Below are 21846 nucleotides of genomic sequence, written 5' to 3' on the forward strand. Positions count from 1 at the left end.
CCCGCGACCTCCGCCGTGACAGGGCGGCATTCTAACCAGCTGAACTACCGGATCATTGATAACTAAAGAACTTCTTTTGTTTTGGTGAGTGCAAAAATACAACTTTCTGGCTATCTACAAAATGTTTTCTCACAAAAAATGCTTTCTTTTTCAGAAAGCATTCATTTTCACGGGATTATTTTTTATAAATGCGCTGATAATTTTTCTGCAATTACCTCTTTTGATGCCACACCTACGATTTTATCAACCACCTGTCCGTTTTTGAAAATCAAAACTGTTGGGATATTTCGGATTCCGTAGTCTACAGAAACCTGCTGATTGTTGTCAACATCCACTTTTCCCACTACAGCTTTTCCTTCAAAATCTGTTGCGATTTCTTCTACAATTGGCCCCAGCATTCTGCATGGTCCGCACCAAACTGCCCAAAAATCAACTAAAACCGGTTTATCGGAATTTAAAACCATTTCCTGGAATGACTGATCTGTTATTTCTAATGCCATTTTTCTATATTTTTATAATTAAATTACTTTTTCGATACAAAATTACAACTTTTCAGCGACTTTGGCTAATCCTCTATCTATGTGAAACATTTGTATTTTCTATCTTAAATGATGCTGCAATTTCCTTCAGGGCAGTGACCAAAGAATCAATTTCTTCTCTGGTCGTAAGATGACTGAAAGAAACTCTTAAAGGTGTGGAATCCTGCATTTCCTCCTCATCCAGAATCATCATCATCACCATCGAAGGTTTTGAAGCCCCTGATGAACATGCACTACCCTGCGAGATTGCGATTCCTTTCATGTCGAGTTTGAGGCCGATCATTGGATCTTTAAAGGGTAAAAGCACGCTTAAAACCGTATATAAGCTTTTGTCATCCTCGGCACTTCTTCCGTTGAATTTAACGCCTTCAATTTCAGCAGAAAGTCTTTCCACTGTATAATTTTTTATCCCTTTAATATGAGTGGCATATTCCGTCATATTTTGCAGAGAAAGCTCCAGTGCTTTACCAAGGCCTACGATTCCGCACACATTTTCCGTGCCCGCACGTAAAGCCCGTTCCTGAGGTCCTCCTGTGATAATGCCCTTTAATCCTGAAGATTTTCTTACAAAAGCAAATCCGCTTCCTTTTGGACCATGAAATTTATGGGCACTGCAAGATGCAAAATCCAGCGGAATCTCGGAAAAATCAAGTTCCATGTGCGCCATCGACTGTACGGTATCCGAATGGAACAACGCACCGTTTTCTTTACAAATCTGCGCTACTTTTTTAATATCCAGAAGATTTCCGATTTCATTATTGGCATGCATTAAACTTACCAGTGTTTTCTTTTCTGAAGCTTTAAGTAATTCCTCTAATTCATTGAGGTTGAAATCTCCTTTATGGTCGGGACGAAGATAAACCACTTCAACTCCTTTCCTTTTCTTCATATCCAAAACCGTTTCAGCAACGCATTTGTGCTCCATTGGTGACGTAATGATGCGCTCTACACCCAAATGATTGATGCAGGATTTAATAATCATGTTGTTGGATTCGGTTCCGCAGGAGGTAAATATAATTTCAGAAGGCGATACATGGAGATAGTCAGCCACTTCGCGCCTTACATTTTCGATGAGAATTTTCGCTTCCTGGCCGAGACTGTGGGTGGATGATGGGTTACCGTAATTTACTTTCATCACATTTACCATTGCATCGATTACTTCTTCGGCAAGTGGCGTGGTAGCCGCATTATCCAAATATATTTTATCCATTTTCTTAACTTTCTTTTTAGCGGTATAGCGGGTATAAAATTAGTGAAAAAATTCAAACTGGCTTTCATCTGCCCAAGACAACATTTCAGTATCGCCGGATGTGTCGCCAAAAGCTATGGTTTTATCGAATTTTCTGCCTTGCAATGCTTCATTAATCCTGTTCACTTTTTCCGGGCCGTTGCAGTTTTTTCCAATAAAATTCCCTGTAAAAATATCATTTTTAAATTCTGCCCGGGTTGAGAGTAGATTCATCCTGAGTTTTTTCGCGAATGGTTTCACCCAGATATCCAGGGAAGCGGTAACGATATAGCATTCAGTTTGGTTTCTGTCGATATTGGTAATGAATTCTAAAGCATTTTCACGAAAAATATCATGTTGGTATTTTTCAAAAAAAGCCTGCGATTTGTTTTCAATTTTCGTACGGCTTTGGCCTTTGAGAATTGAGGCAATAAAACTTTTTTTCACTTTCTCAGCATCCGCGAGCTTGAGTTTTAAAAGCACAAAAAGCGGAATATGTTTCAGAAACTGTAAATAAAATTTCGACGGATTATAGAATTTAAGATACAGAAACATGGTGTCTTTGTAGGTTAAAGTACCATCAAAATCGAAGAGATACAGTTTTTTCATTTCCAGTTCTTTAAAGTTTTAATTTTTTAAATATAAACTCCGGTATATTCTTAATAATCAACATAATAATTCTCCAAAGCGGTAAAACATATGCTGTGTTTTTTTTCTTTCTAAAAGCTTTATAAATTCCTTCTGCAGCCTGTTTTGGCGTTGCGGTAAGTGCAGGATTCAACGGTAATCCTTCTGTCATTTTGGTGTCCACAAAACCAGGTTTTATGGTAAGAACATGAACTTTTCTACTGAAGAGATAATTCCTTAAACCGCTTAAGTAAGCCGATAACCCTGCTTTTGCGCTGCCATAAATAAAGTTGCTCTGCCTCCCGCGGTCTCCTGCGACAGACGAAAGCACAATTAAGGTTCCGGAGCGCTGTCTTTCCATTTTACCGGCAAAAAAATTGAGAACAGGAATCAGTTTCGCGTAATTAATATCGATAATTATTTCAGTATTTTTATTGTTATACAGGCCTTCTTCCGTGTTTTCGCCCAAGTATCCCGTAGCGCAAAACAGTAAGTCGGAACTGATCTCATCAAGCTGAGTATAGTCGATTTCCTTCATCAGATCAAGTTCGATGATTTCGGTACGCTGAAAAAACTTCACATCAAGATGGCGGGCAAACTTTTCTGCAGTTTCGTGATTTGAGGTGAGAAGATAGATGACCGGATATTTTTCACCAGCTTCTAAAACCTTTTCTACAAAGGCCTGGGCGATTTCTGAATTGCTGCCGAGAACGATCATATTTTGTAGATTTAATTGCTGTTGCTGAGGATTCTCTTGTGTTGCACAGACACAAATTTAGGATTCTGAACGTTTCGAAGATAATTGGTAAGTGATGATTTGCTCATGCTGTCTTTGGTTAAATAAATCCTGCCGCCAAATTCTTCTACAATTTCATCTAAATCTGAAACCAATTTTGCAAGCTTCGGATTTACTTTAAAATCCAACGCCAAAGTATACCCTTCCAGAGGGAAAGAATTGTAAGCCGAAGGATTTTCTTTGCCGAAAAGTTTCAGGACCGCGAGGAAAGATCCGTTTCCGCTTTTGGCGATGGTTTCAAGGATTTTTTTCATGCCTGCTTTTCCTTTCTCCTTTGGAATTACCATTTGGTACTGGATAAACCCTTTCTTTCCGTAGATTTTATTCCAGTCATTCACCACATCCAAAGGATAAAAAAAGGTTTCGTAATCCACAAAATTCTTCACCTCTTTTTTTTGTTGCTTACTGTAATACAGATAGTTGAATAACTTTACACTCCATTTATTAAGCATAAAATCAGGAAAATAGAAAGGCACTTTTGGAATAAATTTCTGTTTGAGCCTCAGTGGATTCTGGTGCAATTTCTTAGGAAGTTCATGTTTAAAAGCATGTTCGCCACGCATCATGATACTTCTGCCGATATTTTTTCCGGTTTGCAGGCAATCAATCCACGCAACATTATACGTCCAGGACTCGCTTTCATCAAAAAGTTTAAAAATTTCATCGAGATTTTGTGCCTTGATGGATTCCTGGCGGATATAGGCTGTCTCAATATTCTTTAATTTGAATTTTGCAGAGAGAATAATTCCCGTAAGTCCCATTCCACCGATTGTTGCCCAGAATTTATCCTCATTTTGAGTTCTTGAACACGTAATGACTTCGCTGTTTTCATTCAGCAAGGAGAACGTTTCTAAATACTCGGAAAAACAACCTTCGGCATGATGATTTTTGCCATGCACGTCCGATGCTATGGCTCCGCCGACAGAGATAAATTTGGTTCCCGGAGTTACGTACAGGAAATACCCCTGCGGCACAATTACTTCTAAAATTTCAGAAAGTAAAACCCCTGACTCGCATTCAATGACACCGTTTAAACGGTCGAAACTGATGAATTTATTAAGCCGCTTGGTTGAAAATATATGTTCTGAAAGGGAAGCGTCGCCATAACATCTGCCGTTACCGCGTGCAATAACTTCATTATTGTTTCTAACGAAATCTTTTATTTTTTCAATAGAATCTTCTGACTTTATTTCCTTTTCCACCACAGGGAAATTCCCCCAATTTGTTACTTTCTGTATAAAATTCGGTTTCATTATTTGAAATAAATTTGAAGTAAAAATGCAGCGAGCCAAAGCACCAAAGTGACCTGAATATATCTGTCGCGGTATACTATTTTTGTTGGCGATTCGGTTTTATTATACACGAGCGTTTGCTGCAGATATCTTAAAAACGCAAATACAACAAAAATTACAGTATAAAAAACCCTGGAATGGAATTTCTGCTGAACTTCCGGTGAAAGCGTAAACATTAAATAACAAACGATTGCAAGGGTACAGCTTATTGAAAGCGCGATATCGGCAAACTGAACATTATAGCCATCGAGCGCCCGACGGGTTTTTCCGGAAATCTGCGCATTGATGAGTTCGCCTCTTCTTTTACCGATTGCCAAAACCAGCGCCAGAACAAATGTTAGCAGAATTGCCCATTGTGAGATATAAATTCCTGTTGCATAACCGCCCGCTAAAACCCTCAGTACAAAACCGATGGCAATAATGGTCACATCGATAATGGCGACATGTTTCAGTTTAAAAGTGTACGCAACATTCATCAACACATAAAATACAATGATTGCAGCAACCTTCCAGATATTATGCTGAAAATACTGTGCGCCAAAAAAAATCATGACAGAAATAAAAAGGATCAGCCCGATAAAAAACACCACCGCTCTTGGCTTTGAAATCGCTCCGCTTGCGAGTGGTCTTTTGCTTTTTTCCGGATGTTTTTTGTCGGATTCAATGTCTGAATAATCATTTAAAATATAAACTGTACTGGCCGCAAGGGAAAATACTGCAAAAGCAAAGAAACTTTTGATCAGCAAATCGGGATTGGTAATATTTCCGGAAAAGAAAAGTGGCGCAAAAACGAAAAGGTTTTTTACCCATTGTTCAACGCGAAGCAGTTTTAAATATTTCGTCATTCGTATTAAAGAGTATCACAAAATTAGTGATTTTAAAATAAAAAAATCCGCCGAAGCGGATTTAAAAATATAATGATTGTGATTTGGTCTTATTTACTGACCGGTTTGTGCATCGTTGATCATTTCTTCATTTGCGGTAATCGCAAATTCAACACGTCGGTTTTCTGCTCTTCCGGCATCAGTATCATTGGAAGCAATAGGTTCTCTCTCGCCCACTCCCATGGTAAACATTCTGCTTGCTGAAACTCCCTGAGAAACCAAATAGTTTTTCACTGCTGCGGCTCTTCTTTCAGATAGAGAAAGGTTATAAGCATCTGTCCCCTTACTGTCGGTGTGTCCATAGATATTAATGTTAGTATCCATGTTATTTTTAAGAACCTGAGCCAGCTTGTCTAAGTTTGCTTTAGCTGCTGGTGTTAAATCTGATGAGTCGAAACCAAAGTTTACCATATTTTCTTTCATGGTCACTTTAATACCTTCTCCTACTCTTTCAACCTCTGCACCCGGCAAAGTTTCTTTAATTTCTTTGGCTTGTTTATCCATATTTCTACCGATAACATTACCTGCAACACCACCTACGATTCCGCCAAGAACTGCCCCGGCTGGTGCATTTTTGCCTTTTCCTAAGTTATTTCCAAGAACTCCACCAATTACAGCTCCTGCTGCAGTACCGATTACAGTACCTTTCTGTTGGTTATTGGCATTTTTTACTGCTTCACAACTTGTTAACATCATTGTAGAAGTAATGAAGAAAGCTGCTATGTTTGTTGTATTAAAAATTTTCATTATTATAATTTTAGATTATTTCATTCCTGTTCTTGCAAAGTTATATACGATTCTTACGTTTTGACCACCTGACGGAACGTTTTGTTCCAAACTGAAAGAATCTGTTGTTTGGCTGATTAAGTTTAAAGAGTAGCCTTGGGTTACGGCTTTTGCTTTGGTATCTTCCAGTAATTTTTTGAATTTAAATTCGTTACCGTTTACCACTTCAAATTTAATTGGCTGAATAACACTCGGGCAGGCACCACCTCCGTTAAGGGTATAAGATCCGCTCCAGTTATTAGGAATTAATCTCCAGTGGCTGCCTACGAAACATTTTGCATCTGCACCTTCATCAAAAGGCTTTACACTGTAATTTTTGTCGTAGTCGACACTGGTGATTTCCCAATCTCCTTTTAGCTGAAGAAATTCTGCTCTATTTGCCTGAGCGGTTTTTGCTGTGGAACAGGAAATGCTGATTGCAGCACCTAAAATTCCTGTAAGTAGTATATTTTTCATAGTAGTAAAATTATAACAACTAGTTACAAAAAACCGTGCCAAGTTTTCTACTAAACGAGAAAAGCCCGAATTATTCGGGCTTTTTATAAAATAATCTAACAAATCATTATTTTCGTCTTACGGTTTTCTTCACCGTTTTCTTTGTCGTTTTCTTTACAGCTTTTGGTTTTGCTGTCGGTACAGGTGTTCCGGCTTTATAGAAATTTGTGAATGCATATTCCGCGGCTTTACGAAGGTCAATGACTCCGCCAGCTTCAGAGATTAAATCGAATCTGTTGTTTGTATTGGAGTTGATCATTGCATTAACAGAAGATTTGTTGGATGTTTTCACCAATGCTTCAATGATCTGTTGCGGTTTTAGATTCGGCATATATGCCCAAAGAACAGAGGCTGCACCGGCAACTACAGGCGATGCCATTGAAGTTCCCTGCAGATATTCATATTTACCATCCGGAACGGTAGAATAAATTTTATCTCCGGGAGCAAACACGTTCACCATTTTTTGGTTATAGTTGGAAAAATCTGCCCGCAGGAATTCATTATTATTCGTAGAAGCTCCCACTACAAGCATGTTATTGATGAACGGTTTAGCATCTGTAACCTCTTTAAAATTTGTTGGATAATAGACATTTTCAGCAATATTTTCATTTTCGTTGCCTGCAGCTTTAACCAAAAGAACACCTTTGTCCTGTGCGTACTTAAAGGCATCCCAAACTACAGTTTTACCCGGAGAAACAGGCTTGCCAAAACTCATATTCAGAATTTTAGCACCATTATCTACAGCGTATCGAATTGCATTTGCGACATCTTTATCCCGCTCATCACCATTCGGAACAGTTCTTACGGTCATAATTTTAGCCGTTTTGTAACCAACTCCGTACTGCGTTTCTGTACCTTGCGGATAACCTGCAATGATTCCTGCAACGTGGGTTCCGTGCTGGGCATCGGGACCTTCATAATGATTGTTGCCGTAATATTTCTGAGTATAATCTTCGTAATTATCACCAACCACAGATGCTCTTGGATCGAAATCAAGGTTATACTGCTGTGTGGCCTGCGGTGTGTAATAATCTAAAGCTTCTTTCATTTGCGCCTCCAAAAACTTCTGAACATCAGCAGGAGATTTTCCTTTTACAGAAGGATCCTGAGCGACCTGACCAAGCACTGATGCTGCCATTGCCTGCTCCTGGGTAGTTGGTCTTATTGCTGCCACCGCCTCTGGAGTCAGATTCTGGCCATTCAACAACTTAACCATATCCGGAATCATTTTCTGAATTCTGGAATAAGTTTCGTAACCCTGCTTTGCTTCGATGCTTTTCTTGGTGAAGATTTCTTTGGATTTCATGTACATTGCAAATTCTTCGGGCATTTTCGCCTGATTTGCTTTGTTTGTGGCAGAATTCGGACCTTCAAAAAGTGATTGGTATTTTTTTACCACTCTGGTCACTTCCATATTGTCAATATCGATGTCACCGTTTTTTCCACCAATGAAATTCCAACCGTAGATATCATCGACATAACCGTTTCCGTCGTCATCTTTTCCGTTGTTTGGGACTTCGTTAGGATTTTTCCACATGTTTTTAATTAAACCCGGGTGATCAACTTCTACCCCACTATCAAGAACGCCCACAATTACAGGCTTTGGTTTTAAACCTTTGGATTCAAGATATTTATAAGCATTTTGTGTATTAACTCCGTAAGTATTTGAAGAAGAAAAATCTTTGTGATACCAGGTCATTAAATCTTTGTCCTTCATGGGATCCAAAGCAACGTCGGTACTTTGGGCAAAAGAAGCAACTCCTGAAAGGAAGGCAGCTGCAATAAGTACTTTTTTCATTATAAATTTTTATTTGGTCTGAATATTCTTTAAATAAGTCAAAGTTTCCGGTCCTTTGTTACAAATCAGATCCAGAATTGAAAGGTCTTTCTCGAACCCCAACTTATCACTGAAGGTTTGGTAATATTCTTCCATTTCAAATTCTGATGCCTTTTTGGCTGAAAATTTCTCACGATAATTCTCTTCCAACGGAATTTTGACATAGTCATTATTCAAAGAGTATGCCTTTTCGGTCTTCAGAATATCCTGAATAATTTTTAAGGCATTCAGATTAAACTCAATCAAAGAATCCGTTTTAAATTCAAATATTTTTTCAAGTTTTTCCTCATAAAATTCAAAATAAGGAGAGCTCTGATACGCAGTTTTTATCGATTTCCAGTGAAGTTGCTGCCAGTTTTCGCGGTGAGAAATTTCGGTTTCCTTCATTATGCGTTTGCCGGTGTGCCGCGTGGGAATGATTAAAGACAATCTTCCGTTAGCGCCATAAATATTTGCCCTGTTGCGGTAGGTCTGTTTCGGAAAGTTTTCATGCTGCTCGAATACGATCTCGTTTTCCTCCTTCAAAAAAACCGCAAACCACGAAATGGGCGGCAGGTAAAATATGGGTAATAAAATTTTCATAATCGGTTTAATAAAAATCCCCCTCCGATGGAGAGGGATTGTGGTTATATCAGGATAGATTATTAGTCTTCGTTATTTTTCTTTTTGAAGAGTTTAGCAAAGTAATCCCAGCCAAAAAACAGTACTAAAAGTATCACCGCTACCCACCAGTAAGATGTCTTGTTTGCTTCGCCGGTGTTGGTGGCTTTGAACATACGGTCCCAACGGATTTTTTTACCTTCGGGTTGGTAAGATGAGCTTTTATCAGAAAACAGGCCTTCCACACTCATCCAGGTAAACATCGGGCTGCCGACAATATTTTCTTCCGGCACAAACCCAAAAAACCTGGCATCGAGTGAAGCATCGCGGTTGTCCCCAATCATCATATAATAATCCTGTTTAATGGTATATTGGGTGGTTTCTTTTCCGTTTACAAAGATTTTTCCGTTTCTGTTTTCGAGTTTATTATGTTCGTATTCAGAAATTATCCATTGGTATTCTGGTAAAGTTTCCTGATTTAAAGTTACCACATCTCCTTTTTTAGGAATTTTCAATGGTCCATACCAATCCTGATTCCATTTTTTATTAATTGGGAAAATAGACTGAGTCGTATCTAAATTCTTCGTATAGCTGTCTCTTGCGGCATTCACTTTATAGGAAAGCGCTGCCGAATCTTTTGGCCAGATGTGTTCTTTAAGCTCGATAACCTGTGGCAATTCTTTTATTTCTTTAGCCGTTTGATCGGTCAGACCTTGAAAATCGTACAAATAACCTGTTTCTGTTTGTATTTCCTGCACAGGCAGGAAACCGTACTGTCTGTAAAGTGCCGGAATATCTAATTGGCTCCCTGTAGTTGCAATAAATTTGTGCTGTTTCTGCTGATCTCCTAAGATTGTTTCCGGTTTTCCGTTTACGAAAAGTCTTCCGGCTTTAATTTCAATAATATCTCCGGCTACAGCAACACAACGCTTTACGTAAGGATCTTTTCTGTCGATTGCTTTATGCACCGAATCCTGAGGATAATTGAAAACTACAATATCGTTTTTCTCAGGTTTGCTAAACTGGAAAATTCTGGCATATGGCAATTTCACTGCTTCCACATACGATTTCGGATCATCTTTCGGGTTACCTTTTTCGCCTGTATCCATAATGGTTCCCTGCAAGAACGGAATTGCCACAGGACGCATCGGCATTCTGAATCCATAACTCCATTTATTCACAAACAGGAAATCGCCCACGAGAAGGGTACGTTCCATGGAACCTGTCGGAATTCCGAAAGGCTGGGTCATGAACACGTGAACGATTGTCGCAAAAACTACAGCAAAAGTGATGGAACCTGCAAAAGACTCTTTCTTTTTCTCACTTTTCTCGTCTTCAGTTAAATACAGTTCGTCCTCAGTTTCTATCTCTGGATCTTTCGAATAATTGACAAATGCCATATAAATGAAAGGAAGAATCACAGTAAGTAACCGCTGCGAGAAGGTGCTTTTACCGAAATGTTTCATCAGAAACAGATGAAAAACGGTCATCATAATAGGCCCGACAATCGGAAGATAAGCCATTGCGACCCACCATTTCGGGTGGCCGGTTTCTTTCTGAATGATATAATAATTATAAAAAGGTACAAAAGCAAAAAGCGGATTGTAACCCATTTTTTTATAGAGTTTCCAGGTTGAAATCCCCATCAGAACTGAGAGGATTAAAACATAAACTGTATAAGTGAGAAAATAATTCATAATGTGGTGTTGGTGGTTGTTTAATGGCTTATTAGTTAGCAGGATAGTGTAACTGTTACAAAATAATTTTTACTAAGAGAAAAGAACATCTTTCATCGAAAAGTTACCTGTTTTTCCCTGAATCCACTCTGCAGCAATTACAGCGCCCAGCGCAAAGCCGTTTCTGGAGTAAGCCGTGTGTTTGATTTCAATTTCGTCAACAGAACTTTTATAGAAAACGCTGTGCGTACCGGGAACCTCATCTTCACGGATTGCAAAAATTCCCAGTTCCTTATCTCTGGTTTCATCGAGCTTCCAACCTTCAAATCTATTGTCATTTTTGATGATTCCTTCTGCAAGAGAAATCGCCGTCCCGCTTGGAGCATCTTTTTTGTGGATGTGATGAATTTCTTCAAGCTGAATATTATAGTCAGGAAAATTTTTCATCAGATCAGCCAGTTTTTCATTCAGCGCAAAGAAAAGATTTACTCCCAAGCTGAAATTCGAGCCATATAAAAAAGAGGTATTATTTTCAGCTGCGATTTTTTCGATTTCGGGTTTTTGGTCGAGCCAGCCTGTCGTTCCGCAAATTACCGGAATTTTATTCTCCAGGCAGGTTTTAATATTGTTAAAAGCCACTTCAGGATTCGAAAATTCGATGACTACATCAGCATTATTCAGGTTTTCTGAATTTGGAGACTCATTTAGTTTTGCAACAATCTCATGATTTCTTTGGGTCGCTATTTCATCAATAATTTTACCCATTTTTCCGTATCCTACCAGTGCTATTCTCATACTTTCCGTTGATTTTGCTTTAAAAATTATAACTTAAACTAAGACCTGCTTTTGAATTCTGTTTTCCGAATTCATCATAAATTACCGTAGGCTGCAAAGCAAGATCGGGATCCTTTCGGCCTTCATAAAGGTGTGCGTCCACTACCGCATCTACAATATTAAGGATGTAAACCAGGCCGGTAATTGCAATAGCGTAATCGCGCTGCCGCTTTGCCCTGTCCTGCGTTCTTCCCAAAGCTTCTGCTGTGATTCCGGGAATATCTGAAAACTCGTGAGGCTGACCGTTGAGTTGTGCGATGAATGCATCTCTGTAACGGTTGTACTGTTTCTGATTCCAAAGCACTACACCAACACCGGTACCGATTCCGCCCCAAACGATCGGGATTTTCCAATATTTTTTGTTGTAATACTGGCCGAGTCCAGGTAAAACAGCCGAATATAATCCTGCTTTTGTGGGATTGAATTTTGCCACAGTTGGCGCAGCGTTGGATTCCTGAATTTCGGTATAAACTTCGATTTCAGATTTTGGGGTTACTGCAGAGATGGAGTCTGTAGGATAATTTTCAACACGAATTGTATCTTTCGGACTTACCTGTGCGAAGATTTTCATTGAAAACAGTAGGACGAAAAGTACCGTTAGTTTCTTCATTTATCTGAAATGTGAAAGAATATTTTCGAGCTCTTCTTCGTTTTTGAAATCGAGTACGATTTTTCCTTTTTTTCCGTTGGCAGCAGCTTTAATTTCAACCTTAACATCCAAAATATCGGCAAGGTTTTTCTCAGCTTTTTTAATATGATTCGGGACTGCGGCTTTCTCTCTTTTGGGTGAATTATCAGGATTCTTAAGCCTGTTCGATTCCTCTTCTGCCTGGCGAACACTTAAATTATTCTTAATAATTTTATTGAAAAGCTCCGCCTGTTTTTCTGCATCATCAAGGCTGATGATCGCACGGCCGTGACCGGCAGAAATCTCTCCGCTTCGGATCGCGTTCTGTACATCGGGATTAAGTCTTAAAAGACGGATGGAATTTGTGATAGTACTGCGTTCCTTCCCGACACGCTGGCTCAGGTTTTCCTGAGTCATCCCGATTTCTTCGAGAAGTCTCTGATAAGTTAAAGCAATTTCGATGGCATCCAGATCTTCTCTCTGGATGTTTTCAACCAAAGCCATTTCGAGCAGTTCCTGATCATTAACTAAACGGATGTAGGCAGGAATAGTTTCCAAACCTGCAATTTTACTTGCACGGAATCTTCTTTCGCCGGAAATAATTTCGAATTTACTGCCGTCTTTCCTTAAAGTGATTGGCTGAATAATGCCTAAATTTTTAATCGACTGCGCTAAATCATTCAGGGCTTTTTCATCGAAATATGTTCGCGGCTGCGAGGTATTCGCGTAAATATCATCAATAGAAACCTGTACGATATTTCCCACAAACTTATCAGCTCCTTCATCGGTAGCGGAGTTTACCGTAGCTTTGGATTCGGCACTTAAAATAGCGCCCAAACCACGTCCCATTGCTCTTTTCTTGTCTTTCATTTTTTATGAATGATGATTTTTTATTATAGCGATCCGTATTAAAAATCCAGTTTAATTTTTTACTAAGTTTTCGTTTTTCAACAAAACCTCTTCAGCCAGCTGAAGATACTGTATCGCTCCTTTGCTTTCTGCGTCGTAATTCAGGATACTTTCACCGAAACTTGGTGCCTCGCTTAAACGCACATTTCTGCTGATGATGGTTTCGAAAACCATTTCCGGGAAATGAGAATTGACTTCTTCCACCACCTGGTTAGAAAGTCTTAAACGGGAATCAAACATCGTCAGCAATAATCCTTCGATATCCAGATCTTTATTATGAATTTTCTGCACATTCTTAATGGTATTGAGTAATTTACCCAACCCCTCTAACGCAAAATATTCACACTGAATCGGAATAATTACGGAATCAGCCGCAGTTAAAGCATTAATTGTGATTAATCCCAAACTTGGTGCACAGTCGATAATGATATAATCGTAATCTTCTTTTACAGACTGCAAAGCTTCTTTCAGCATGTATTCACGGTTTTCGCGGTCTACAAGTTCGATTTCTGCTGCCACCAAATCGATGTGGGAAGGAATAATATCCAGATTTGGAGAAGCGGTTTTCTGAATACAGTTTTTCGCATCTGTACTGTGCTCCAATAAATTGTAGGTTGAGAAATTAGCTTCATCAATCCCCAGTCCTGATGTTGCATTAGCCTGAGGATCTGCATCAATCAAAAGGATTTTCTTTTCCAGAACTCCAAGTGCGGCTGCCAAATTAACCGCAGTAGTTGTTTTACCAACGCCGCCTTTCTGATTTGCAACCCCTATAATTTTAGCCATTAGTTAAATTTTAATCACCAAAAATACACTTTTTTATCATTTTCGGATGATTGTTAATAACTTGGTTTAAGTTAAAGTATTGTTAATTAAAGCTTTATAGCGGAAAAAAATTATCCACAAAACCTGATATTTTGTGGATAACTGAAAATTAAGAAACTCATGCTGAGCTTTTACTCAAACTGCATAGAAATTGGGAATTTAAAATAACTTCGCACATACGCCCCGTTGAGTTTTGCAGGCGTCCATTTTCCTTTGATTTTTTTGATGGATTTTTCTGCTTCTGCATTAAAATCCTTATTGCTTCCATTTGCTTTGATGTTCGAGATGGTACCGTCTTTTTCCACAATAAAAGTGACTGTAGTTTTCATAAGCCCAAAAGAGTCGTCGAAATCCTCTGAGTTAAAATTCTGCACGACCTGCGCCCGAAAGGAATTAATTCCTCCATTGAAACCCGCTTCAACATCTACCCTATCAACCGGAGTATTATCCACTTTTTTCGGAAGTTCAGGTATAATTGGAGTAGTGATTTGCGGAGTTTCTACAACCTGCGGAGTAAGTACAGGCGGATTATCCAAACTAGTATCAATGCCCGGTGCCGCATTATTTTTTTCGTCTGCAGTTATGGGTTTCGGTTCCATCGCGTCTCTTGTCGGCGTTGCAACACGGGAATCGTAAGTATTTATTTTTGGCGCAACTGGAGGCGCAGGTTTAATAACATCAGGCTCTTTATCTCTGATAATTGGGATCGGTGTTAAATCATGAATAACTGGCGGCGCCGGAAGCACTGTTTCTTTCACCATTAAAGCATTAATTAATAAAGGAGTTAAAGCAATAGCAGCAAAGAATGCTACGCCGATAAAGAGTGACTTTTTCATAATCAAGCCTTCTTCGTTTCGCAGCACGTACGCACCATAACTCTTGTTCCGGTTTTCGAAAAGAATCTCATTAAACCGAGATTCTCTGTCAGAAGTTAAAAAATTTTTCATGATCCTGTAATTTAAATGTTAATTGTAGCAGTATTAAATTATCTAATTTGAATTAAATTTTTAATACTTTTAAATAATCATCAAAAAATAAACCAAATTTTTAACAATCAAAATTAAAATATATTCTATCCATAACAATATGAAAATTTTAAACTAACCCAAACTGAATTTGATGACGAACCCAGACGCATTGGTTTAAATAATTCTTTAATAATATGTTTATGGTTAAAAATATTTAAAATAAATTTTTAACATATTAAAAAAATACCATAAAAAAGCTGCAATAATTTTTTACCGCAGCTTTTTGATATTTCTAAATAACCTTTAAAACAACTCTTTACGGATGATGTTCTGACTTCTTTCCGGTCCTACAGAAACCAAATACACACTGATTCCTAAATAGTTTTCAATAAACTCAATGTACTTTTTGGCATTTTGCGGAAGCTCGTCGTAACTTCTAACTTTCGTAATATCTTCAGTCCAGCCTTCAAGCTCCTCATAAATCGGCTCGTATTTATAGAGTTTTGTTGTGGATGAAGTGAAATAATCGATGATTTTTCCGTCCTCAGTTTTATATTTAGTTGCAATTTTCAGTGTCGGAATACCGGAAAGCACATCTAATTTAGTGATAACCAGATTATTGATTCCATTTATCATCGTCGCATGTTTCAGCGAAACCAGATCGAGCCAGCCGGTTCTTCTTGGTCTTCCGGTAGTTGCCCCAAATTCGAAACCAATCTGTCGGATGTTTTCGCCCAGCTCATTATCGAGTTCTGTTGGGAAAGGTCCCTCACCTACTCTGGTGGTGTAAGCTTTTGCAACTCCGATTAAATTCTGCAGACTTGTCGGGGGAACACCCGCACCGGAACAAACTCCACCGGTAGTAGGCGAAGAAGAAGTGACATAAGGATACGTCCCGAAGTCGATATCGAGCATTGCAGCCTGGGCACCTTCAAAAAGAATGTTTTTACCGTCATGAATGGCTTGATTGAGTTCAACTTCAGTATCTACGATTCTGTCTTTCAGTTTTTCACCGAGTTCCAGGAATTCTTTATAAATTTCATCAAATTCTAAAGTGGGTTTTTCAAAATATTTCTCGAAAAGAGAATTTTTAATTTTAAGATTTTTTCGGATTTTTTCTTCCAGAACTTCAGGATTCAGCAAATCTACCATTCGGATACCGATTCTGGCGATTTTATCTTCATAACACGGTCCGATTCCTTTTTTTGTGGTGCCGATGTGCGTTCCGCCGGCTTCTTCTTCACGGTAGGTGTCGAGTAAAATATGATAAGGCATAATCACATGGGCTCTGCGGCTGATAAAAACATGATCTGTTTTCATCCCTTTTTCTTCAATTTGCCCGATTTCTTTAAGAAATGCTTTAGGATTTACTACAACTCCGTTGGCAATGATACATTTCCCTTTACACTGCAGAACACCGGATGGAAGAAGATGCAATACAAATTTTTCTTCGCCCGCATACACTGTATGTCCTGCATTATCACCGCCCTGAAAGCGTACCACGTAATCGGATTTTGCCGACAGCACGTCTGTTATTTTACCTTTACCTTCGTCCCCATACTGAAGACCTACAACTACATAAGTTGACATATTTTACTTTTTTTTAGATTTCTACAAAAATAGATTTAATTAAGGTTTTGCGCAAAAGTTTTAACTCTAAATAATACCATCAACCTCTTTAAATGGATCAATTTGAATGGTCTGTAATTTATAATTCAAAAAAATTCCTTAAAAAACCTTAAATTTGCATTTTGTAAATATATATGGAGTCCATTCAAATTCACGACAAAACTTTTGTTCCGTATCTTAAAGATGCTGAAATCCAGGAAATCGTAAAAGCAACCGCGTTAAAAATCTATGAAGATTACAAAGATGAAACCCCAGTATTTATTGGTGTTTTAAACGGCGTGATCATGTTTTTTTCTGACCTGCTGAAACACTATCCCGGGAAATGCGAAATCGCTTTCATCCAGATGAGTTCTTACGCCGGAACCCAATCTACGGGAATCGTATACCAGAAAATGGAACTTACAAAAGACATCAAAGACCGGCATATTATTTTAGTTGAAGACATTGTAGACACCGGAAACACGGTAGAAAGCCTATTTCAGTATTTCACCGAAACCCAGCGTCCCAAATCGGTAAAATTAGCCTCTTTCCTTCTGAAACCTGATGTTTACCAGAAAGAATTTAAACTTGATTACATCGGCAAGGAAATCCCGAACAAATTTGTTTTAGGTTACGGCTTGGATTATGATGAACTGGGCAGAAACCTCAGAGATTTGTACCAACTTGAAGAAGGCAGGATTAACGAATAAGTAAAAATTGAGTATCAACACTCAAATTCAAAATATAAATCTAATAAAATGATAAACATCGTTCTCTTCGGTCCTCCGGGAAGTGGAAAAGGTACGCAAGCACAAAATCTGATTGAAAAATTCAATCTGAAACAAATCTCTACCGGTGATCTCTTCCGGTACAACATGAAAAACGGCACAGAACTGGGCAAACTCGCTAAATCCTATATCGATAAAGGCGAACTTGTACCCGATCAGGTAACCACCGATATGCTGATTGATGAAGTAAAAAAACCTACTGATACTAGCGGTTTTATTTTCGACGGTTATCCAAGAACTGCAAATCAAACGGAAGCGTTGGAAAAAATCGTGAAAGAAATTCTGAATGGTGAAATTTCCGTTTGCCTTTCTTTGATCGTAAACGATGAAATTTTGGTGGAAAGACTTTTGAAAAGAGGCGAAACCAGCGGAAGAACAGATGATTCAAATGAAGAGATCATCCGGGCAAGAATTAAAGAATATTATACAAAAACTGCAGAAGTTGCAGAACTTTACAAGCAGCAGGGCAAATACGTTGAAGTAAACGGCGTAGGCGGAATTGATGAAATTTCCGAAAAACTCTTTGCAGAAGTAGAGAAGATTAAATAAAAAGCCAGTAAACTAAGACGCAGAATTTTCCCTAAAACTTAACTTTACTCAGGCAGATCAACCGATTCACGAAGAACTTTAAAAGTTTTTTAGCTGAAATCAGAATTTTAAAAATATGTCAAATTTCGTAGATTACGTAAAAATCCATTGTAAAAGTGGTCATGGCGGCGCAGGCTCTGCACATCTCCGCCGTGAAAAATATATACCCAAAGGCGGTCCCGATGGTGGTGATGGCGGAAGAGGCGGCCACGTAATCATGAAAGGAAACGCTCATGAATGGACGCTTCTACCTTTACGTTTCACCCGACACATCAAAGCGGAACGTGGTGAAAACGGTGGTAAAAACCAGCTCACAGGTGCTTATGGAGCCGATGTTTACATTGAAGTTCCTATCGGCACCATTGCGAGAAATGAAGAAGGCGAAATTATTGGCGAAATTATGGAAGACGGCCAGGAAATCATCATTATGCATGGCGGAAAAGGAGGTCTCGGAAACGAGCATTTTAAATCTGCAACCAACCAAACACCACGGTATGCGCAGCCTGGACTTCCGGGTGAAGAAGGTTTTGTGACTTTCGAGTTGAAACTTTTGGCAGATGTAGGCCTTGTAGGTTTTCCAAATGCGGGAAAATCTACCCTTTTAGCCGCAGTTTCTGCAGCGAAACCAAAAATTGCAGATTATGCGTTTACCACGCTTACTCCTAATTTAGGAATTGTAGATTACCGGAATTATAAATCTTTTGTAATGGCCGATATTCCCGGAATTATTGAAGGTGCAGCAGAAGGAAAAGGTTTAGGGCACCGGTTTTTAAGACATATCGAGCGAAATTCAATTCTCCTATTCTTAATTCCGGCAGACGCTGAAGATTACTATAACGAATTTGAAATCTTGGAGAATGAGCTGAAAAAATTTAATCCAGAACTTTTGGATAAGGATTACATCATTTCCATTTCCAAATCGGATATGCTGGATGAAGAACTGAAAGAAGAAATCTCAAACAAATTCCCTGAAAACAGAAAACCCATTTTCTTTTCGTCGGTAACGCAGGAAGGTTTAATGGAACTGAAAGACGCGATCTGGAAGAAACTTCACGGATAATAATTCTAAAAATTTAAAAATAGATTTGAACATTCAAGTCTATTTTTTTTTTTGGAATAAAAGTTGCCGCAAATGTTTAAAATTAAATTATGAAGTATCTCGTTTTTCTCCTTTCATTGGTTTTTGTAGTATCGTGTGCAACTCCAACCCCATCAAACTATTCCAAAATTGAATACAACGCTGAAGCCTGTTTTGGGTTCTGCCCGATTTTCAAAATAACCGTTAATCCCGACAGAACAGCAGTTATTGATGCGGAAAGATTCACTTTTACTGAAGGAAGGTCGAAAGATGATTTCAGCGGTCCGAAAGAAGGCATTTTTAAAACCACGATTAAGCAGGCCGATTACAATAAACTTATTTCACTTCTGGATGAGTTAAATCTTAAAAATCTAAACAGCTATTACGGAAACAAAAATATCTCCGATTTACCCACTGCGCATTTAAGAATCACCTTTGCAGACGGAAGTACAAAACATATTGAAGATTACGGAAAAGGCGGCACCGAAAAACTGGATGAAGTTTATACTTTCATCGAAGATCTACGTAAAACCCAAACGTGGACAAGGGTTGCGAAATAAGCATTAATACACGTTAAATAATTTTACACTATCTTTGCAGCACAAAATTCCTTCCTCGCCGGAAGGATTTTTTATGAACGAGGTCATTCTTGATGAATCCGCGACCTGCGGAACCCTGAAAATTTCACGGATTTTCTAATTCATTTCTTCGTTACATTATAGAAAGAATGACGGAGCTCATTTTATTTTAATTAAAAACATTCCATTTGAATTTTACCGACTTACAATTAATAGATCCTATCGCAAAAGCGTTACAGGAAGAAGGTTACACCCAACCAACACCTATTCAGGCAAAAGCAATCCCCAGCATTTTACAGGGCAGAGACCTTTTGGGAACCGCACAGACCGGAACCGGAAAAACCGCAGCATTTGCCATCCCAATTCTTCAGAATTTAACAGAAAAAAATATCCGTAACAATCAGATCAAAGCTTTGATTTTAACGCCTACAAGAGAGTTGGCGATACAGATTGAAGAAAGCTTTAATGCCTACGGACGACATTTAAAACTCAGAAACCTCGTCGTATTCGGCGGAGTAAAGCAGGGCGCGCAGGAAGCTGCTCTAAAAAAAGGTGTAGATATTCTGGTTGCAACACCCGGAAGACTTCTCGATTTTATTTCACAGGGAATTATTTCACTGAAAAATCTTGAAATCTTTGTTCTGGATGAAGCCGACAGAATGCTGGATATGGGTTTCGTACACGATGTGAAACGGATTATAAAACTGCTTCCACAAAAGAGACAGACGCTTTTTTTCTCGGCAACATTTCCGGAAGAAATCAACAAACTGGCCAACTCGATGCTCACCAATCCTATAAAAGTAGAGGTTGCACCGGTTTCCGCAACTGCAGATACCATTCAGCAAAAGGTATATTTTGTTGAAAAAGAAAATAAACTCGATTTGCTTACTCATATTCTGAAAAACGATATTTCAGATTCTGTTTTGGTGTTCTCGAGAACGAAGCACGGCGCTGACAAAATTGCAAGAAAACTGCAGTCACAAAAAATTTCGGCGGAAGCGATTCACGGAAATAAATCTCAAAACCAAAGACAGAACGCTTTAAATAACTTCAAATCCGGCAAGACAAGAATTCTTGTGGCCACCGATATTGCAGCGCGTGGAATCGACATTGATGAACTGAAATATGTGGTGAATTTTGAACTATCTGATGTTTCGGAAACTTATGTTCATCGTATTGGCAGAACAGGAAGAGCCGGCGCTGATGGAAGTTCCATTTCGTTTGTTGACAGCCTCGACTTGCTGAATTTAAAAAATACAGAAAAACTCATCGGAAAGAAGATCCCTGTGGAAACCGATCATCCCTACCATACAGACGGTTTGGTGCCGCAGAAAAGAGATTCTAATAACAAACCTTTCACCCCAAGACCAAAGCCGCAAACTAAAGAAAATATCGGTTATAAAAAACCGAAGAATAAAAGTAATTTTTCCAGGAAAAAATAAATATCTAAAAAAACCGCGAAGCACATTTCGCGGTTTTTTAATTTTAATTCTTAGAAAAAATCCGTTCAGCATTTTCGGTCGTGATGCGGTCGATTTCTGAAAAATCTTTCCCGTAAATATTCACGAGCTTTCCTGCAACGAGATCAAGGGAAGAACTTTCATTTCTTTTGCCACGGTGCGGAACCGGAGCCAGGTATGGCGAATCAGTTTCGAGGACGATTTTGTCTAAAGGAATTTCATGGAGAAACTGGTCGATTTTACCGTTTTTGAATGTTACTACTCCACCAATTCCTAACAGAAAATTCAAATTCACGGCATGTTTTGCCTGGTCGAGATTTCCGGAAAAACAATGGAAAATTCCACGAAGTTTCGGGTGTTTTTTTCTTTCTAAAACCTCGAAGACTTCATCGAAACTTTCACGTGTGTGAATCACGATCGGTAAATCCTTCTGTATCGCCCAGTCGATTTGCTGCTCGAAGGCTTTCACCTGAATATCCAGGGTAGATTTATCCCAGTAAAGATCAATCCCAATCTCCCCGATTGCGGGAAAACTTCTTTGATGAAGATAGTTTTCAACAATCTGAAGTTCTTTTTCCCAGGTTTCAGGTTTCACATAACATGGGTGAAGTCCCATCATCGAAAAAATCTGATTCGGATATTCCTTTTCCAAAGCGAGCATTTGGTCATGAGTTGTAGAATCAATTGCAGGAAGGTAAAATTTGGAAACTCCCTTTTTAAGAGCTCTTTCTATCATTTCCTTTCGGTCTTCATCGAATTCTTCTGAATATAAATGGGTGTGGGTATCGATCATTACATTTGTTTTTAGGTTGCAGCCCGACT

Annotated in this window: 23 protein-coding genes; 5 read left to right on the forward strand and 18 right to left on the reverse strand. The window is 38.7% G+C overall.

Going from position 1 to position 21846, the window contains the following annotated elements; genetic code table 11:
- Window positions 1–182: 182 nt before the first annotated feature.
- The 17 genes from trxA to V5N63_RS06890 form a co-directional block, all read right to left on the reverse strand.
- Entirely contained in the window at window positions 183–500 is a 318-nt protein-coding gene (gene trxA / locus V5N63_RS06810; RefSeq protein ID WP_332033341.1) for a thioredoxin, read from the reverse strand.
- A gap of 73 nt (window positions 501–573) precedes the next feature.
- On the reverse strand, window positions 574–1749 hold the full coding sequence (locus tag V5N63_RS06815; protein ID WP_332033342.1) for a cysteine desulfurase family protein: 1176 nt from the start codon (window positions 1747–1749) through the stop codon (window positions 574–576).
- A gap of 39 nt (window positions 1750–1788) precedes the next feature.
- Window positions 1789–2376: an HAD family hydrolase gene (locus tag V5N63_RS06820; RefSeq protein ID WP_332033343.1), complete on the reverse strand. Its 588-nt coding sequence runs from the start codon at window positions 2374–2376 to the stop codon at window positions 1789–1791.
- A 10-nt stretch (window positions 2377–2386) separates the two neighbouring features.
- The gene (locus tag V5N63_RS06825; RefSeq protein ID WP_332033344.1) at window positions 2387–3112 is read right to left on the reverse strand and encodes an SDR family NAD(P)-dependent oxidoreductase; all 726 of its coding nucleotides are present in this window, start codon (window positions 3110–3112) and stop codon (window positions 2387–2389) included.
- 11 nt (window positions 3113–3123) lie between these two features.
- Window positions 3124–4443, reverse strand: a complete 1320-nt coding sequence (locus V5N63_RS06830; RefSeq protein WP_332033345.1) for an FAD-binding oxidoreductase — start codon at window positions 4441–4443, stop codon at window positions 3124–3126.
- Window positions 4443–5327, reverse strand: coding sequence for a decaprenyl-phosphate phosphoribosyltransferase (locus V5N63_RS06835; RefSeq protein ID WP_332033346.1), 885 nt, complete (start codon window positions 5325–5327; stop codon window positions 4443–4445). Before V5N63_RS06835 ends, V5N63_RS06830 begins: the two co-directional genes overlap by 1 nt.
- A gap of 93 nt (window positions 5328–5420) precedes the next feature.
- Window positions 5421–6113, reverse strand: coding sequence for an OmpA family protein (locus V5N63_RS06840; protein WP_332033347.1), 693 nt, complete (start codon window positions 6111–6113; stop codon window positions 5421–5423).
- A gap of 15 nt (window positions 6114–6128) precedes the next feature.
- Window positions 6129–6608 carry a lipocalin family protein gene (locus V5N63_RS06845; RefSeq protein WP_088468778.1) on the reverse strand — a complete coding sequence of 160 codons (480 nt, stop codon included), beginning with the start codon at window positions 6606–6608 and terminating at the stop codon, window positions 6129–6131.
- 106 nt (window positions 6609–6714) lie between these two features.
- Window positions 6715–8445, reverse strand: a complete 1731-nt coding sequence (locus tag V5N63_RS06850; RefSeq protein ID WP_332033348.1) for a S8 family serine peptidase — start codon at window positions 8443–8445, stop codon at window positions 6715–6717.
- A 9-nt stretch (window positions 8446–8454) separates the two neighbouring features.
- A complete protein-coding gene (locus V5N63_RS06855; RefSeq protein ID WP_332033349.1) occupies window positions 8455–9066 on the reverse strand; it encodes a WbqC family protein in 612 nt (203 codons plus the stop codon).
- A 62-nt stretch (window positions 9067–9128) separates the two neighbouring features.
- The gene (gene lepB, locus V5N63_RS06860) at window positions 9129–10781 is read right to left on the reverse strand and encodes a signal peptidase I (protein ID WP_332033350.1); all 1653 of its coding nucleotides are present in this window, start codon (window positions 10779–10781) and stop codon (window positions 9129–9131) included.
- Between the two features lie 72 nt (window positions 10782–10853).
- Window positions 10854–11555 (reverse strand): 4-hydroxy-tetrahydrodipicolinate reductase, encoded by a 702-nt coding sequence (dapB, locus tag V5N63_RS06865; protein ID WP_332033351.1) that lies wholly within the window; start codon window positions 11553–11555, stop codon window positions 10854–10856.
- 19 nt (window positions 11556–11574) lie between these two features.
- Window positions 11575–12204, reverse strand: coding sequence for a DUF5683 domain-containing protein (locus tag V5N63_RS06870; RefSeq protein ID WP_332033352.1), 630 nt, complete (start codon window positions 12202–12204; stop codon window positions 11575–11577).
- A complete protein-coding gene (locus V5N63_RS06875) occupies window positions 12205–13092 on the reverse strand; it encodes a ParB/RepB/Spo0J family partition protein (RefSeq protein ID WP_332033353.1) in 888 nt (295 codons plus the stop codon).
- Window positions 13093–13143: 51 nt separating this feature from the next.
- The gene (locus V5N63_RS06880) at window positions 13144–13917 is read right to left on the reverse strand and encodes a ParA family protein (RefSeq protein ID WP_088468771.1); all 774 of its coding nucleotides are present in this window, start codon (window positions 13915–13917) and stop codon (window positions 13144–13146) included.
- Between the two features lie 170 nt (window positions 13918–14087).
- On the reverse strand, window positions 14088–14903 hold the full coding sequence (locus tag V5N63_RS06885) for an energy transducer TonB (RefSeq protein WP_332033354.1): 816 nt from the start codon (window positions 14901–14903) through the stop codon (window positions 14088–14090).
- A 324-nt stretch (window positions 14904–15227) separates the two neighbouring features.
- Window positions 15228–16514 (reverse strand): adenylosuccinate synthase, encoded by a 1287-nt coding sequence (locus V5N63_RS06890; protein WP_332033355.1) that lies wholly within the window; start codon window positions 16512–16514, stop codon window positions 15228–15230.
- A gap of 173 nt (window positions 16515–16687) precedes the next feature.
- Between V5N63_RS06890 and V5N63_RS06895 the strand changes: the two genes are divergently transcribed.
- The 5 genes from V5N63_RS06895 (at window position 16688) to V5N63_RS06915 (ending at window position 21006) form a co-directional block, all read left to right on the forward strand.
- The gene (locus V5N63_RS06895; RefSeq protein WP_088468768.1) at window positions 16688–17242 is read left to right on the forward strand and encodes a phosphoribosyltransferase; all 555 of its coding nucleotides are present in this window, start codon (window positions 16688–16690) and stop codon (window positions 17240–17242) included.
- Window positions 17243–17290: 48 nt separating this feature from the next.
- Window positions 17291–17869: an adenylate kinase gene (locus tag V5N63_RS06900; RefSeq protein ID WP_088468767.1), complete on the forward strand. Its 579-nt coding sequence runs from the start codon at window positions 17291–17293 to the stop codon at window positions 17867–17869.
- A 115-nt stretch (window positions 17870–17984) separates the two neighbouring features.
- Window positions 17985–18968 carry a GTPase ObgE gene (gene obgE / locus V5N63_RS06905; protein ID WP_088468766.1) on the forward strand — a complete coding sequence of 328 codons (984 nt, stop codon included), beginning with the start codon at window positions 17985–17987 and terminating at the stop codon, window positions 18966–18968.
- Between the two features lie 89 nt (window positions 18969–19057).
- Entirely contained in the window at window positions 19058–19546 is a 489-nt protein-coding gene (locus V5N63_RS06910; RefSeq protein ID WP_332033356.1) for a DUF6438 domain-containing protein, read from the forward strand.
- A gap of 206 nt (window positions 19547–19752) precedes the next feature.
- The gene (locus V5N63_RS06915) at window positions 19753–21006 is read left to right on the forward strand and encodes a DEAD/DEAH box helicase (protein ID WP_332033357.1); all 1254 of its coding nucleotides are present in this window, start codon (window positions 19753–19755) and stop codon (window positions 21004–21006) included.
- Window positions 21007–21049: 43 nt separating this feature from the next.
- Here V5N63_RS06915 and V5N63_RS06920 read toward each other — a convergent pair whose 3' ends face one another.
- On the reverse strand, window positions 21050–21817 hold the full coding sequence (locus V5N63_RS06920) for a TatD family hydrolase (protein ID WP_332033358.1): 768 nt from the start codon (window positions 21815–21817) through the stop codon (window positions 21050–21052).
- Window positions 21818–21846: the final 29 nt, after the last annotated feature.

Source organism: Kaistella sp. (assembly GCF_032060305.1).
Lineage (GTDB): Bacteria > Bacteroidota > Bacteroidia > Flavobacteriales > Weeksellaceae > Kaistella > Kaistella yananensis.